Source organism: Maribacter aquimaris (assembly GCF_014596745.1).
GTDB classification, from domain to species: domain Bacteria; phylum Bacteroidota; class Bacteroidia; order Flavobacteriales; family Flavobacteriaceae; genus Maribacter_A; species Maribacter_A aquimaris.
On record NZ_JABTCF010000005.1, the window covers coordinates 171,476 to 188,256 of the forward strand.

At 41.9% G+C, this 16,781-nt stretch carries 15 protein-coding genes; 7 read left to right on the top strand and 8 right to left on the bottom strand.

Annotated features, from left to right (window positions below; all coding sequences use genetic code 11):
- Positions 1-2 precede the first annotated feature (2 nt).
- From HPE56_RS09975 to HPE56_RS09985, 3 genes are all read left to right on the top strand, one after another.
- Positions 3-557, top strand: coding sequence for a hypothetical protein (locus HPE56_RS09975; RefSeq protein WP_188243632.1), 555 nt, complete (start codon positions 3-5; stop codon positions 555-557).
- 50 nt (positions 558-607) lie between these two features.
- Positions 608-1,447, top strand: coding sequence for an alpha/beta fold hydrolase (locus HPE56_RS09980; RefSeq protein ID WP_188243633.1), 840 nt, complete (start codon positions 608-610; stop codon positions 1,445-1,447).
- A 68-nt stretch (positions 1,448-1,515) separates the two neighbouring features.
- Positions 1,516-1,938 carry a VOC family protein gene (locus HPE56_RS09985; protein ID WP_188243634.1) on the top strand — a complete coding sequence of 141 codons (423 nt, stop codon included), beginning with the start codon at positions 1,516-1,518 and terminating at the stop codon, positions 1,936-1,938.
- 68 nt (positions 1,939-2,006) lie between these two features.
- Here HPE56_RS09985 and HPE56_RS09990 read toward each other — a convergent pair whose 3' ends face one another.
- From HPE56_RS09990 to HPE56_RS10005, 4 genes are all read right to left on the bottom strand, one after another.
- Positions 2,007-2,195 (bottom strand): hypothetical protein, encoded by a 189-nt coding sequence (locus tag HPE56_RS09990; RefSeq protein ID WP_188243635.1) that lies wholly within the window; start codon positions 2,193-2,195, stop codon positions 2,007-2,009.
- A gap of 9 nt (positions 2,196-2,204) precedes the next feature.
- Positions 2,205-3,074, bottom strand: coding sequence for an alpha/beta hydrolase (locus HPE56_RS09995; RefSeq protein WP_223170268.1), 870 nt, complete (start codon positions 3,072-3,074; stop codon positions 2,205-2,207).
- Positions 3,075-3,178: 104 nt separating this feature from the next.
- The gene (locus tag HPE56_RS10000) at positions 3,179-3,802 is read right to left on the bottom strand and encodes a DUF2306 domain-containing protein (protein ID WP_188243636.1); all 624 of its coding nucleotides are present in this window, start codon (positions 3,800-3,802) and stop codon (positions 3,179-3,181) included.
- A 3-nt stretch (positions 3,803-3,805) separates the two neighbouring features.
- Entirely contained in the window at positions 3,806-5,536 is a 1,731-nt protein-coding gene (locus HPE56_RS10005) for an alpha/beta hydrolase-fold protein (protein ID WP_188243637.1), read from the bottom strand.
- Positions 5,537-5,678: 142 nt separating this feature from the next.
- On the opposite strand from HPE56_RS10005, the gene HPE56_RS10010 reads away from it, so the two are divergent.
- Positions 5,679-5,819 carry a hypothetical protein gene (locus HPE56_RS10010; RefSeq protein WP_188243638.1) on the top strand — a complete coding sequence of 47 codons (141 nt, stop codon included), beginning with the start codon at positions 5,679-5,681 and terminating at the stop codon, positions 5,817-5,819.
- Between the two features lie 65 nt (positions 5,820-5,884).
- Here the strand turns inward: HPE56_RS10010 and HPE56_RS10015 are convergent, their stop codons facing one another.
- From HPE56_RS10015 to HPE56_RS10030, 4 genes are all read right to left on the bottom strand, one after another.
- Entirely contained in the window at positions 5,885-7,930 is a 2,046-nt protein-coding gene (locus HPE56_RS10015) for a M13 family metallopeptidase (protein ID WP_188243639.1), read from the bottom strand.
- 116 nt (positions 7,931-8,046) lie between these two features.
- Entirely contained in the window at positions 8,047-8,931 is an 885-nt protein-coding gene (locus tag HPE56_RS10020) for a bifunctional 5,10-methylenetetrahydrofolate dehydrogenase/5,10-methenyltetrahydrofolate cyclohydrolase (protein ID WP_188243640.1), read from the bottom strand.
- A gap of 156 nt (positions 8,932-9,087) precedes the next feature.
- Positions 9,088-10,428, bottom strand: coding sequence for a signal recognition particle protein (ffh, locus tag HPE56_RS10025; RefSeq protein ID WP_188243641.1), 1,341 nt, complete (start codon positions 10,426-10,428; stop codon positions 9,088-9,090).
- A 333-nt stretch (positions 10,429-10,761) separates the two neighbouring features.
- Positions 10,762-12,525, bottom strand: coding sequence for a hypothetical protein (locus tag HPE56_RS10030; protein WP_223170269.1), 1,764 nt, complete (start codon positions 12,523-12,525; stop codon positions 10,762-10,764).
- Between the two features lie 106 nt (positions 12,526-12,631).
- Between HPE56_RS10030 and HPE56_RS10035 the strand changes: the two genes are divergently transcribed.
- The 3 genes from HPE56_RS10035 to HPE56_RS10045 all read left to right on the top strand — a co-directional run bounded on the left by HPE56_RS10035 (position 12,632) and on the right by HPE56_RS10045 (position 16,764).
- Positions 12,632-13,144, top strand: coding sequence for an RNA polymerase sigma factor (locus tag HPE56_RS10035; protein ID WP_188243642.1), 513 nt, complete (start codon positions 12,632-12,634; stop codon positions 13,142-13,144).
- A gap of 157 nt (positions 13,145-13,301) precedes the next feature.
- Positions 13,302-14,213: a FecR family protein gene (locus HPE56_RS10040; RefSeq protein WP_188243643.1), complete on the top strand. Its 912-nt coding sequence runs from the start codon at positions 13,302-13,304 to the stop codon at positions 14,211-14,213.
- Positions 14,194-16,764, top strand: a complete 2,571-nt coding sequence (locus HPE56_RS10045) for a TonB-dependent receptor (RefSeq protein WP_188243644.1) — start codon at positions 14,194-14,196, stop codon at positions 16,762-16,764. Before HPE56_RS10040 ends, HPE56_RS10045 begins: the two co-directional genes overlap by 20 nt.
- The last annotated feature ends 17 nt before the right edge of the window (positions 16,765-16,781 follow it).

Below are 16,781 nucleotides of genomic sequence, written 5' to 3' on the forward strand. Positions count from 1 at the left end.
AAATGAAAAAGTTATCTGTAGTAATTGGCATCTGTGTCCTTGCCGTAGTCGTGCAATGCCAAAAAGAAAAAGACACAAGCTTCATCATTACCAACCACAATGTGGGCAAACTTGAAAGAATTAGTTTAATCCGTGATTTGGATCTTATTTATGATGGGGATTCCATCGTCAGGGACACCATGCAATTAGCCTCCGGCCTTGGGGCCAGAAGCATCAAAATCTACGAAAAGGGAGGGAGCCATTTATTGACCCTGACCCCAAGTTCGGATAGTATTCCGAAAATCCAGAATGTACGGATCAACGATCCACGATTTGAGACTGAGAAAGGTATAGGCCTGAACAGTACGTTTAAGGATATCAAGGAAAAATATACGATTCAAAAAATCGTGACCTCTTTAAACAATATCATCATTTTCGTAAAAGACAGTGATGTCTATTTCACCATAGACAAGAGTCAATTGCCCGAAAGCCTACGCTATGTATCGAGCCCTAATATTGAACCTGTACAAGTGCCTGATGGGGCTAAGATAAAATATTTAATGATTGCCTGGGACTAACAGACTCTTACTAAGAGTTTTACAAGATACCCCTAAATCCCTCAAAATAAATGCGCAAATATCTAAATAAATATCTTCCCCTTTTTTACGGTGCCTATTTTAACACCTTATCCTACTTCTCCACAAAAAAAGCCGCTGAAAAGGCTTTTTTCTTATTTTGTACCCCAAGAAAAGGTAAGGTCCGTGAAGATCAGCAGGATTTTTTAGAGGAAGCCAAGAGCGAAAGGATCAAAACGAATGGCGTAGAACTCCAAACCTATCAATGGAAGGGCAATAAAGAGTCGGTTCTGCTTATCCACGGATGGGAAAGTAATGTGTATCGATGGAGAAATTTAATTTCATACTTAAAGAAAGAAGGCTTTAATATCATTGCATTTGATGGTCCTGCCCAAGGATATTCAACCGGCAAAGTATTGAATGTACCCTTGTATACCGAATGCACGCAAGCTATTGTTGACCAATTTAAACCAAAGTACGTTATTGGACATTCCATGGGCGGTATGACGACCTTATACCACCAAGAAAAATACCCCAATGACACCATAGAAAAGATAGTTACCATCGGGGCTCCTTCCGATTTGGAAGACATTATGGACCATTACCAAAGACTACTGAGGTTCAATGATACGGTATATGTAGGTTTGGATGAGTACCTTCAGGATAATTACGGATTTGGAATCCGTGACTTTTCCACTTCAAAATTTAAAGGCCATTTATCAAAAAAGGGGCTGGTTATCCATGATAAGGAAGACCCGATCGCACCTTTTATCGCTTCGGAAAAAGTGCATGCCAAATGGAAGAATAGTGATCTGTATGTAACCCATGGCTTAGGACATAGTATGCATCAGGACAAGGTAAACCTAAAAATCATGGATTTTTTAAAGTCCTAGAAAAAAGGTAGTTTTAATCTTATGATGATCCTTCAAAAGGAATCCCATTAAAGCCAAAACTTTTGCTCATGCACGATATAGCTCCTTTCCACATTGCCATCCCCGTCCACAATTTGGCCGAATGCCGTAAATTTTACGGTGAAGTATTGAATTGTAAGGAAGGACGCAGCAGTGAACACTGGGTAGATTTCAATCTTTTTGGCCACCAATTGGTCATTCACTATAAACCTAAATCCGAAGCCGTATTACATACGAATGCCGTAGACGGGAAGAATGTCCCTGTCCCCCATTATGGCGTAGTCTTACCTTGGGAAACTTTTGAAAGCTTTGCCAAGGATTTAAAATCCAAAGGGGTGGAATTTGTTATTGAACCCTATATACGGTTTAAGGGACTTCCTGGGGAACAGGCCACCCTATTCTTTTTAGATCCGGCCGGAAATGCATTGGAATTCAAGGCCTTTAAGGATACGGGGCAATTGTTCGCTAAATAACCGAGTCTTATCCAATTACAAATGAGTCATTTACCCCTTATTTATCCCAGTATAAATACCCAAAGAAATCATTGTTTCTTTTTTTTCGATTTCTCCCTAAACCAAATAAATACCCCATATAAGAGACCAAAGACCATGCCCTCCAAGATTTCCCTAATAACAATGGCCTGTGAATAATCCTTTTCAAGGACCAGCGATATAACCACATAAAGCAAGATTGCCGCAAATACCTGTACCAATAATCTTTTCTTGTTCATAGTACCGAATTAATATTGATGGAATGCCTGTGATACAAACTCCAATACCGCGGGTAAGGATTCCCGCCAATACGTCCAACTATGATGCCCTTCCCTTACCCGATACTCATGGGGAATCTCTTTCTTTCGCATAGCGATATGCATCAAACTATTTCCTTCGTAGAGGAAATCATCATCCCCACAATCTATATACCAACGAACGGACTTTATATCCGCAACGGGGACACTTTCCATTAGGTTCAAGGCATTGTGTTTTTTGTAATACGCAACGACTTCCCCATCGGTGTATTCTTCTGAGATGACAGCATACCGTTTTCTTTGCTCCTCCATGGTCAAAGGACCGACATAAGCACTCAAGGGACAAGCCGAGGAAAACAGTTCTGGGTGATGCAGGGCATACATAAAAGAACCACCTCCCCCCATTGAAAGTCCGGCTACGGCCCGATATCTTTTCTCTCCCTTTATCCTATATTTCCCCTCAACGTAAGGCATGAGTTCCTCAAAAAAGAAATCCTCATAACGCCAATCCGCACCTTGGTTAAAATACCCCCTTTTACCGGTATTGGCATCTGGCATAACAATAATCATGGGCGTGGCCGTACCGTCTTTTATGGCGTTATCGGTAATACGCAATAGCTCACCGAACTGCACCCACCCCGTTTGATCGTCCCCTGCACCATGCAATAAGTACAATACCGGATAACTGCGTTCCGAGGTTTGATAGTCCGGAGGTAAATAAACGGCATATTTCCGTTCACTTTTTAAGATTTTACTGTCCATGGTAAGGTTGTCGTATACTTTTCCCGATTGCGCGTTACTACAGAGGATGCCCACCAAAATAAAAAAGGGTGCTATTAGATTTTTTTTGATTCCTAACATGGTATGGTTGTTTAAAATAAGCGCATACAAGATAAGGAAATGCAGTTAAAATGCACCCCTAAAACGCAACCAACAATGCACAAACGGATAAACGCCCCAGTACTTCAACCGATGATCAAACCCCGCCTTCTGATCCAAAGGTAGGCGAATACCATATTGGGCACCCAACACAACCAGGCCACCAACCGGTAGGCTACAACATAATCATCAAAAACGAAATGTAAAAGAGGCAACCAAATACGAAGGGTAACAGCAGCAAAGGTCGCTGCATAGCTATAGATCATAAGCCCTTTGTGTAGCTCCATATCCTTATTTCTAACGGCACGATATGCATTTACAGTCGTTAGCACCCAAATAATTGCCAAACCCATAAAACCCAAGGTACTTATCCACCCTCCCGTCGCATAAAGCGAAATATAACCAGCACATACCCCACTGACCAAAACAGAGACAACATAGAGCTTTCCAATACTCCTGTGCAACCTCATATAGGTGTTCCTGATCTTTTCACTGAATTGTATCCATCCTATCAACAGGGCCACCCCGCCAAAAACAATATGTCCATAGAATCCAATATTCCAAAAAGTATTGTTCAGTAATTGTTCGCCCTTAGCCGGCAAAAGTCCAAAATCCCTTCCTATGACAAAATACAATATGGGATACAACCCAATACTCACGGCCATAACCACGAAAACTCCCCATGCGACGCTATTCGACTTGTTTTTCATATGCTATTGATAACGCCAAGAAGTCAAATCAGCACCTTTGGGCGCACTTTCTGCAATGCGTTTCATGATTTTCGGAACATACATGGTATTATACCGCATACGACTTATGGCATTGGGTTGGCTAGGATCCCCATTCCAGCAATGTTCCGCCTTATCACCATAGGCTACTTCCCCACCATAATAAGGTTCCGTGGTGCTTTCCAGAAAATCTTCCATAAGATATACGGCGTTATTGAGATAGTAGTTATCCATGTCCCCACAATAAATATGGATCTTGCCTTTTAGGTGCTCTCCCAATTTGTCCCAATCGCGTTCCAAAATATGCCGCAGGTCATAATTCTGTTTCCAATATTCCGCTACCTGATGATCAATATCACCGGACATTTTATCCCAAAGGCGCACAGGATAACCATCTTCCCCTTGGGGTGAATAGGTAGCTTCCCAAATATCCCATTGTTGTCCCGATCGGGATTTATCCCCCAAGACCAATTCCAAGTGATTTCCTTGGCGTAATGTGGATTGGATTTGCCCTAGATAGTTCCGATGTGATGGCACCTCCAATTTTTTGTGTTCACTATCATAATAATACGCATTATCATCCTCATAGATATTGGTTAGGCAATAGGCCCTGAAATCAATAGGGTCAGGACAAGCCGCAAAACAACCATTATATTCATCCGGATATTTGACCTGTACGGCCAAGGCTTCCCAACCTCCCGTAGAGCCTCCATATAAAAAACGGGACCAACCTTCCCCCATACCGCGAAATTGCCTTTCGATCTCCGGTATCAACTCATAGGTAATCGCATCGCCATAAGGACCCTGACTTGCCGAATTTACGGCATAGGAATCATCATAATAAGGTGTTGGATGCTGTATCTCTACAATCAAGAAGCGTGGAAAATCAGGTTCGTTCCATCGTTTATAAAAATCATAGGACTCTTGGGCCTGTACAATATTATAACCTTCCATATCAAAGCGTGCTGAATATTCGGGCTTCATATTGGGATCGGGTGGTGTGGTACTGAAACCCCCAAAATCTGAGGGGAAATGCCCATGAAAAACCATTAAAGGATATTTGGCCTCTGGATGCTCATTAAAACCTTTGGGCAACAATACATGGGCGCCCAAATAGACATCCCTGCCCCAAAATTCAGACAGTTTTTCCGATTTCACCTTGATATGCTTCACCCATTCGGTATCCGCGGGTTCTTCAATAGGCGGAATAACCTCATCCATAACCACACGTACATCCTGAATGCCTTTTTCCGTTACCGTAATCTTAAAAGGTTTGCTGTATAGATTCCCGGGGGACTTGTTCCATTGTTGGCCTTCACCATTGTCCATGGGCAATTTTACGGTATGGCCCGTCGAAAGATCAAAGGTTTCATACACATGCAACAGGGCCTGTACATTGTACTCCCCTGGGGGCACCTCAGCCAAACTCGCATAGGGATATCCAAAAACAGCATCGTCAAAAACCATGTTCTCCCCTGCTGACATTCCTTCCACGTTCATTCCAAAAATCAATTGGGTATCGAGTCCGTCATTGATTTGGAAACGGGGTTCCTTTTCATCGTTATTGGAAAGCATCAATAACAAACGGCCATCCAATTTTTGATCATTTAAGGCTTCATCAAAGGAAACGGCAATTTGACAGTTGTTCTTAGGATCGTTTTCACATCCCAATAAACAAAAGAGTAAGAGAAAGGATAAAGGTATCGGGTTTTTCATATTTCAGGTTGATTTTCAACAAAAGGTACTGAATTAAGGTCAATCAATCAAACCTTCCTACAGAAGGCGGGTAACAATTCGCCAATTCTTTCGTTATGCAATAACATAAATCTTGTAATTAAACCTACTAAAATTACTCCTTATGAAAAAGATATTACTCGTGGGACTCATCCTTTCAGGTATCATTGGAATGAGCAGTTGCGACTACGATGACAGCAATGACCTAGATGTGCTGACACCCAATGATAGCACAGCTACGGGAATCATTCAAGAGAATCCATAATACTAAAAAACCCCAATTTCAACAATTGGGGTTTTCTTACACTACGAATTATTTATAGGTATTCCTTACCAAATCTTTACCCGCTCCTCTGGTGCAAGATATAATGAATCGCTTTCCGTTACGTTAAAGGTTGTGTAAAATTCAGGTACATTCCTGACTACACCGTTGACCCTAAATTCGGCCGGTGAATGGGGGTCTGTATTCACTTGTACCCTCAAGGCTTCATCCCTGGCTTTATTCCTCCAGGATTGCGCATATCCGATAAATACCCGTTGTTCTCCGGTAAATCCATCCATTACAGGCGACTCTTCACCGTTCAATGCCATTTTATAGGCTTTCAATGCAATGCTTAAACCACCAAGGTCACCAATGTTCTCCCCGAGGGTAAATTCGCCATTGACATTCAAATCGGGCAAAACCTCAAAACCATTGTACTGCTCTACCAATGCGCCTGTACGCTTCTTAAATTCCTCCCGATCGCTTTCGGTCCACCAATTCCGCATGGCACCGTCCCCATCGAAACTACTACCCGCATCATCAAAACCATGACCGATCTCATGTCCGATAACGGCTCCGATGGAACCGTAATTAACGGCATCCTCGGCATTCATATCAAAGAACGGTGGTTGCAGGATCGCTGCCGGAAAAACAATCTCATTCATTGTGGGATTGTAATAGGCGTTTACCGTTTGTGGTGTCATTCCCCATTCCGATTTATCAATAGGTTGCCCTAATTTTGCCAATTCCCTTTCGTATTCCATAAGAGTAGAACGTCTTAGGTTTCCGTAAAGATCATCTGCCTTAATTTCCAAATCGTAGGATTTCCATGTATCAGGATACCCGATTTTAGGGGTAAACTTACTCAACTTCTCCAAAGCCTCCTTTTTGGTTTCCTCGCTCATCCAGTCCAAATCCTTGATACTGACCTCATACGCCTTCAACAGATTGTCGACCAATGTTTCCATTCGGGCCTTGGCTTCCGGTGGAAAATGTTTTTTCACATAGACCTTACCGACTACTTCACCTAGCGTCGCATTGACGGTAGAAACACCCCTTCTCCAAAGCGGACGTTGTTCTTTCGTGCCACTAAGTTCTTTACTGAAAAATTCCCAGTTTTGTTTATCAAGGGCCTCTGTCAATCGCGTAGAATTAGCATCCAAAACACTCCACTTCAAATAGGTTTTCCAAGTATCCAAGTCCGTATCCTGGATAATTCCATCCAATGCCTTGGTGTAATCCAACATCAAAACCCCTAATTTATCCTGATTCCCAAGTCCAGCTTCCTCTAGGTAATTCGACCAATTAAAATTGGGCATGATATTCGACAAGGTATCAACCGGGAGCATATTGTACAAACTGACCAAATCCCTGGTTTTTTCCTTTTCCAGTTGTTTGCTGGCAATTTTGGTTTCCAAAGCCATCACCGTCTTAGCGGCCGATGCCCCATTGGGCAAATTGGCCAATCCGAACATTTTTTCAATATGTGCGACATATTTGGCCTTTATTTCTTTGGATCGTTCATCGTCCTTTAAATAATAATCCCGATCAGGCAAACCCAAACCGGATTGCCATGTATATACCGTATATATGGTTGGATCTTTAAAGTCTTGGTACACAAAAAGGGACATAGGTACGTTAATTCCGTACTTATTGCCATAGGCAAAATAGGTGGCCAGTTCATCGTAATCTTTGATGCCCTCTATTTTGGAAAACTCATCGGCAAGGGGAGTAACCCCCAATTTATTTCGGGTTTCCATATCCATATACGATTGGTAGAGTCCACCAACTTTCTGCTCGTCAGAGCCCTGTTCGAAATCGCCTGATGCCGATTCCTCGATAATTTTCTTGACATTATCCTCAGACTCTTCGTGAAGGATGTAACCGATTCCGTAGGATGCTTTATCCGCTGGTATTTCGGTGTTCTTTATCCAAGTACCATTTACATAAGCCGTAAAATTATCCCCGGGATTTACGGAGGTATCCATAAACTCTTTATAAACACCGGAAACAAGTTCTTTCTTATCCGTCATTTTTTCTGCTTCACCTTTACATCCTACAGCAAAAATTATAGCCAAGGCAGATGAGTATTTTAGCAAACCCATTTTTCTCATATTGTTCTTTAATTTGATTTAGTTTTACAATAAGTGGTTTAAAGTAATAATTTGTTACAGATATAACTACAAAAAAACAGCAAAAAAAAAGCCTCAAATAAATGAGGCCCAGTTTTTTACTTTCTACTTCTATGCCTTTCGCGGGCCAATAAGGTGTTTTTCATCAGCATGGCTATGGTCATGGGACCTACCCCACCAGGTACCGGTGTTATGTAGGAAGCCTTTTTACTCACATGCTCAAAATCGACATCCCCTGTAATGTAATATCCCTTTTCCTTGGTGTCATCGGGCACACGTGTAATCCCCACATCGATTATCACTACATCGTCCTTAACCATTTCGGCTTTAAGGAATTTGGGTACTCCCAAGGCAGAGATAATGATATCGGCCTGGGAAGTTATCTGGGTGATATTCTTGGTTCTACTATGGGTAAGGGTTACCGTAGAGTTCCCAGGAAACCCTTTACGTCCCATTAAAATACTCATGGGACGCCCAACAATATGGCTTCTGCCGATTACGACGGTATGCTTTCCTTGGGTCTCAACGCCATAACGTTCGAGCAATTCCAATATACCGAAAGGGGTAGCCGGAATGAAGGTGCTCATATCCAATGCCATTTTACCAAAGTTGGTAGGATGGAAACCATCGACATCCTTATCCGGGTCAATGGCCATAATCACCTTTTGGGTATCAATTTGGTCGGGCAATGGTAATTGCACGATAAAACCATCGATATCCGTATTCTTATTCAGCTCCTTTATCTTTTTCAACAACTCGACTTCCGAAGTCGTACTTGGCATTTGAACCAGTGTGGATTCAAAACCGACCCGTTTGCATGAACGCACTTTACTGCCTACATACGTGAGACTCGCCCCATCATTACCGACGATAATGGCAGCCAAATGAGGGACTTTCTCCCCATTTTCCTTCATTTTGGCGACCTCGGCCGCAATTTCATCCTTGATTTGGTTTGAGATTTTCTTCCCGTCTAGAATTTCCATAGTATTTAAGTTGGCAGAGGCAGTTTGCTGTATTTATACTGCAAACTTGCCAGTATTGTTAATCATGTACCCTATTAGTTTGCCAATTTCCTGGCTTTCTTTTTTTTAAAACTCACTCTTTATAAACTTTCACTGCTCACTCTCCACTGCCCACTGTTAAGGCTTCATCCCTTTCATTCCTCCCATCATTTGCATCATTTTCTTACCGCCACCACCTTGCATCATTTTCATCATTTTACTCATTTGGTCGAACTGCTTTAAAAGTTGATTGACTTCCTGAATGGTTCGACCACTGCCTTTGGCAATACGCTTCTTTCTACTCGCGTTTAATTTTGAAGGGGTAGAACGTTCGTCTGGGGTCATCGAATGGATGATCGCCTCTATATGCTTAAAGGCATCATCATCGATATCCAATCCCTTCAAGGCCTTTCCCGCTCCGGGAATCATACCCATAAGGTCTTTGATGTTTCCCATTTTTTTGATCTGTTGGATCTGGTTGAGGAAATCATCGAAACCAAATTTATTCTTGGCGATTTTCTTTTGGATTTTTCGGGCTTCCTCCTCATCAAATTGTTCCTGGGCCCTTTCGACCAAGGAAATAACATCCCCCATACCCAAGATACGATCGGCCATTCGCGAAGGATGGAAAACATCGATTGCTTCCATCTTTTCCCCTGTACCAATAAACTTAATGGGTTTATCCACTACGGATTTAATCGAAATGGCGGCACCACCTCGGGTATCACCATCCAATTTGGTTAAGATCACCCCATCGAAATTCAAGACATCATTAAATGCCTTAGCCGTATTCACGGCATCCTGACCTGTCATGGCATCTACCACGAACAACGTTTCCTGCGGTTTTATCGCATCACGGATGTTCGATATCTCGGCCATCATCTTCTCATCAACAGCCAAACGTCCTGCTGTATCAATTATGACCACATTATGACCATTTGCTTTCGCATGGGCCACACCTGCCTGGGCAATGGCCACAGGATCGTTGTTTTCACGATCCGAATATACCTCGATTCCAATTTGGTCACCCACCACATGCAACTGATCAATCGCTGCAGGACGATAAACATCACAGGCTACCAACAATGGTTTTTTGCCTTTTTTGGTATTAAGGTAATTCGCCAACTTACCGGAGAAAGTGGTTTTACCCGAACCTTGAAGACCTGACATTAATATAATCGATGGTGTCCCTGAAAGATTGATACCTTCCGTTTCACCCCCCATTAGCTGGGTAAGCTCATCCTTGACGATCTTGACCATTAACTGGCCTGGCTGTAAGGTCGTCAGTACATCTTGGCCCAAGGCTTTCTCCTTTACCCTATTGGTAAATTCCTTGGCTATCTTAAAATTGACATCGGCATCCAATAAAGCCCGACGGACTTCCTTGGTGGTCTCTGCAACATTAATTTCGGTAATCTGCCCATGTCCCTTAAGAACGTGGAGGGCCTTATCTAACTTTTCGCTTAAATTATCAAACATATGCTTTCCTTATTAGCGGAGGATTGCAAAGTAAAGAAATATAGCGCCCCTAGGCAAGGGAGTGTTGATAACAATAGTCGATTGTTCAGTATTTCACAAATCGTTGACTACCTGGATCATTGAATATTAAAATAAAAAAGCACCCATATCAAATGAGTGCTTTTCCAAAAAATTGTGGGGCAAAAAAGAGTATGGTTTTATAAAAGTCAAATAATCGGAACCACTATCCCCATTATAATAATCATTATGTCCGATTTCTAAAGCCGAACTTTGTTCGTGACACTTCGTAAAATAGAGACCCCAATGCACAAAGACATCGTGATTTTCTTGAAATTATTTTTTCTCGAAAACCAAATGATCATAGCCCCCATAATCATTCCCATGCTTCAACTCCAATCTGTTTTCCTCTACCTCAACGATGAGATAATCATTCCCTAGCGGATAGAAATTACTTTCAGAACCAAAACGAACGATCATTTCCAATTTACCATCACTGTTTCGGTACACATACCAGTTACCTACACTGATCGCTACCAAATCTTGATCAAGGACCGATATAGTTCCATCCTCATTGAATTCATAGGTAAATCCATCAAAAGCTTCAGTAAGTGGATCTTCATTTTGGGAGAACAATGCCATTTCCCACTGTGAATCATTGAACAATCCCCTAATCCAGGTTACATCCTCATCATCATCATCGTTATCACAGTTTCTTTCGAGAATCAGTTCATAATCGGTTTCCGCTATCTCAAACTTCAACCGGTCATTTCCTAAATGGGATAACGGCCATTCAAAACTTACAGCTTCTTCATCACCCATGGTCACGGCCATTACCAAACGACCTTGTGCATTGGTAGTGATTTCCCATGTTCCTTCAGAAACAACATCGTTATTACTAAGCGTTACAACCCCTTCAGCCTCAAAATTCAATTCAAACCCCAAGAGTCGCTTGATTTCCTGTCCATCATTATAAACCTTCTTAATGATCCAGCTACATTCCCTTAGTGCTCCGCTCAGTGTATCCGGGTCTTCGTTTATTATATCGCATCCACTTTTCAGGACTATCCTATTTCCATCACTTACATATAGCTTAACCATTCCTTCTCCCTGATCATATAAGAACCATTCCATATTAAAATCGACCAGCGTATCAAAATCCAATTTAAGAAGCAATCCAAATTCAGTTTCCCTAGTGCTCCAAGCACCTGTCATGTCGTTCCCTTCCCTGTCCTTAACCGTTACTGAACCATCGTCTTTAAAGTCCATTACATAGTCTAAGTATTGTTCGGTTTGCGATTGATCGTTCCGCTTTACCTCTTTGACCAATAAAGGACATTCGATTAAATATTCCTCTAAACCTTCTTGGTCAAAATCATCATCATTATAGTCATTGTCATCATCCTCATCACATAATTCCTTGGCATTTTCAATGGCATTGGCCAACTCTGCATTGGAGTTCACCTTAATATCAGTCCCATCATAGAGTTTTAGGGTAATGGGAAAATCAATCCCTATCAAATTATCCTTATCCAATCCTGCGAAAAAACGACGAAGCCCCCTATCATCCGCTACAGCGATATTCCCGGTGGTCTCATTGTTAAGATCAAAAGTGTAAAGGGTTATCGGGTAAACAAAATCGATACATTCAATATCGTCATCCTCACCACCTTCCTTGCATTGCTGCGCCATTTCCCGTAGGTCATCGATACCGTTTATGGTAATTTCGGCATAGTCTGCCATGGTAATGGTCACTGGAAAAATGATATCAAGAATATCCTCGTCATCCTCCAAAGCATCAAAAACCTCTTCGATAACCTCAAGATCTTCCTTCCCGTTAACGACCAATTCAACACCATCCAATTTTACCGTATAAGGGAAATTGATATTGAAACAACTGGACTCATCCACGATATTATCAAAAGACCCATCATTGGAACAGGTATCCTCAATTAATTTTGCGGTTGAGGAATTTGCCGTAATCGATTCTGTTTGGGCCCCTTCTTCAGGCAGGGCTTCAAATTCCTCCTGACACGAAGTAAAGCTTAACACCATTACCAGTAGGCCCAAGTATAATGTGTAACTAAAAAACTTTTTCATAACGATTTGGTATTTTTTGTTCGTACCTCTTTGAAACAACCCACTTAAAAAATACCCTACCCCATTTATTCATTTTTTTCAAATATCTTTGATACAAACCCATGTTTTGAAAAAAGAAATCAAGGATAACGTATGTGAGGATGAGGTTTACAGTAACCTCTTCAGGGCAAATTCCAAAACGGTTTTTAATTACATATATTATAAATTCGGCAACGAGGAAAAAGCCTATGATGCTGTGCAGGAAGCTTTTGCACGACTTTGGGAGAACTGTTCCAAGGTTACGCCCACTAAGGCAAGAGCCTATGTATATACGATTGCGAACAACCTTTACCTCAATGTCCTAAAAGCAGAAAAAGTACGATTGAAGTATGCGGATCGGGTGAATACGACTAATCATGAGACCCCTGAATATGTCATGGAGGAAAATGAGTTCAGGAAAAAGTTGGACGCCGCATTGAATGGGTTGCCTGAAAATCAACGCACCACCTTTTTATTGAATAGGATTGACGGAAAAAAGTATGCGGAAATAGCCGAAATGGAGGGGGTCAGTATAAAGGCCATCGAAAAACGGATGCATTTGGCATTGAAATCCTTGAGGGAACAAATCGAAGGGATTTAAGGGGATCGGGTGTTGGCGCTCAATGGCACAAATTGAATTACACCATATAGGAAATAGGTGTTCTGGGAATGTCGATTACCAATCGACGGTTTATGGCCCCCACACAAAGTAGGGTTTTTATACCCTTGATTGTTATACTAAAGTAAAGGAAGAAATCATGCAAGAGAATTACTTGGCTAAATGGCTCAATAACGAACTGACAGAAGAGGAGCTCGCCGCATTCAAAGAATCTGACGAGTACGCCTCTTACCAGCGTATTATTGAGGCTTCGGACACTTTGAAAGGTCCGGATTTCGATATGGAGAACGCCTTAAAGGCTGTTAAGAACAAGAGAACCTTGCATGAATCGAAAGTGGTTCAATTGAAACCGTTCAGAAGGTTCCTGCAAGTTGTCGCCGCGGTAATCATCATCATGATCGGCTCTTATTTCTATTTAAACACCCTGAACGAAAGTTTCTCTACCCAATATGCCCAAAATGAGGAGGTGACACTACCCGATTCCTCCAAAATCATTTTGAATGCCGATTCCGAAATTTCGTTCAACCCAAAAAAATGGGACAAAAATCGAAATGTAACCTTAAAAGGGGAAGCATTTTTCGAAGTGGCCAAGGGCAAACGATTCACGGTTGCCACGGACCACGGGACAGTGGCCGTTTTGGGCACCCAATTCAATGTTGAAAATCGCAACGGCTTTTTCGAGGTAACCTGTTTCGAGGGATTGGTGGGCGTAACTTATAATGGTAAGGAAACCAAATTACCGGCCGGGACCTCTTTTATGGTTGTCGATGGCGATATAATCGCTTCGGAAACCCCTAAATCATCAACCCCTTCTTGGCTAAACAAGGAAAGTACTTTTAAAAGTATACCCCTAAAATATGTCTTGGCCGAATTTCAAAGACAGCACGATATACAGGTGGAAACCCAGAATATTGATTTGGGCAAACTATTCACCGGCACTTTTAGCAACACAAATACGGATTTGGCGTTACAAAGTATAAGTGTACCTTCCCAACTAAAGTTTAAATTAGATGGGAAAAAAGTGTTATTCTATGCTGAAAGCACACCATAAACCACTTTTTATATTTTTCACAGGTCTGCTATTGTTTTTTTCGACCCCGAAGATAATGGCCCAGGACAAGATTGCCGACACCACAAACCTTATCGTCTTATTACAAGATCTTGAAAAAAAATTCGATGTTAAATTCTCCTATATCGATGGGGATATCCAGAATTTATCGGTATCCATCACTTCTTCCAAAGACCTCCAAAGCATTATCGAAAATATTCAGGACCAGGCCCAATTAAAAATCCAAAAACTCAATGAACGGTATTACACCCTTTCAAAAAGTACTACGGTCGATGTATGCGCAACGGTCATGGACAATTACAAAGAGAATACCGTAACGGGTACCTCTGTTGAGGTCCTAGGCACTGACATTGCCACCATTACCGATAGCCAAGGGCAATTTTTACTGGAAAACATACCCCGAAATTCCATTTTGCAGATAAAACATATTGGTTTTAAACCCAAGTTTATCCCTGCCCAGGAATTAGCAAGGCACAATCCGTGCAAGACCCTATTACTGGACCTCAACTACGAGGCGCTTGATGAGGTTATCGTATACCAATTTTTGACCACGGGCCTAAGCAAGGAAATCGATGCCAGTATTCGGTTGACCACAGCTGATTTTGGGATTCTTCCCGGACTCATAGAACCTGATGTATTACAGACCATACAAGCCCTACCAGGCATAAAAAGTATTGATGAAACCGTGTCGAACATCAATATCCGAGGGGGCACGAATGACCAAAACCTTATTCTTTGGGACGGAATAAAGATGTACCAGTCGGGCCACTTTTTCGGACTAATTTCCGCATTCAACCCATACCTTACCGACAAGGTTACGGTAATTAAGAATGGCACAAGTGCCCAATATGGAGATGGCGTAAGTGGCGTCTTGGATATAGAGACCAAGAATGACATTACCGGTGATTTTTATGGCGGGGCCGGTTTTAATCTGATCAATGGCGATGTGTATGGTGAAATCCCCTTATCCCCAAACACTGCGTTCCAGTTTTCGGCCAGGCGATCATTGACCGACTTTTTTGATACACCGACCTACACGAGTTTTTTTGACCGGGCCTTCCAGGACAGTCAAATTAAAAGTGGATCAAGCCAAAATGACGAGATCAAAAGAAACGAGGATTTTTACTTTTACGATTTCACGGCCAAACTTTTATACGACTTGAATCCCCTCCATAAAATCAGGGTAAGCTTTATAAACATCAACAACCACCTGTATTATAACGAACAGAACCTAACCGCCCCAAGTGAGACCCAAAGTCGTTTAAACCAGACCAATCTTTCTTTTGGAGGGAGTTTGGAAAGTGAATGGAGCGATGTTTTCTCCACAAAAATAAATGCATATTACACACGCTACAATTTGGATTCGGAGAATACAACGGTAAATTCACCCCAATTACTTTCCCAAGAAAACGAAGTTATCGAGACAGCCTTGAAACTGAAGACCTCCTATAAACTAAGGGATGCCTTAAATTGGCTCAATGGTTACCAAATAACGGAAACGGGCGTATTGAACTTTTCCGATGTGACCCAACCGCCATACAGCAACAAAATCAAAGGTGTCATGAGAACGCATGCCCTTTTCTCAGAACTGGAGTACAAATCGCCCAATGGAAGGCTCTACGTACGTGGAGGTCCCCGCTTTAGTTATATTGAAAACCTAAATACCTTCAGTGAGTTTCGAATTGAACCGAGACTCAATGTCAATTATGAGTTTATTGACCACTTAAAAATGGAACTGCAAGGCGAATTTAAAAACCAAACCACCCATCAGGTGGTTGACCTGGAACAAAATTTCTTGGGGATTGAAAAACGTCGTTGGTATATCGCGGATCCCGATAACCCCTTGTTACCCCTACCCATTACCAAAAGCAAACAAGGTTCTTTCGGTTTAAATTACGACCACCATAGCCTTTATGTAGGCATTGAAGGATTTTACAAGCAAGTTGATGGTATTAGTGCCCGCACCCAAGGGTTTCAGAGTGAGGGGGAGTTCAATGGGGAAATCGGCAATTACACGGTCAAAGGTTTGGAATTCCTGATCAACAAAAAAACAAAGGATTATAGTGCCTGGTTGAGTTACGGTTTTAATGTGAATGATTATACGTTCCAGGAGATAGTCCCACAAACCTTCCCGAACAATTCGGATATTCGACACACCGTTACCTTTGCGGGCAACTACACCTATAACCGTTTCAAATTCGGAATAGGGTTAAATTACAGAACGGGGAAACCCTATACGAAACCAGACGGCAATAATCCGGTCGACGCATCCTTTGTTCCCAGTAGGATCATCTTCGAAGAACCGAACAGTAGTCGTTTGGACCAATACCTAAGGGCCGATGCCTCGGCTATTTATGATTTTAGCTTATCCCCTAGGATAAAAGCAACCGCTGGTGCCTCTGTCTTGAATTTCACCAATAGGAGAAACATCCTCAATCGGTATTACCGCATTAATGACAATGATGAAATTGAAACTGTGGAAAGTATTTCTTTAGGACTGACCCCCAATATCAGCTTTAGGGTTAAGTTTTAAAAACAGGCCCATGGCAA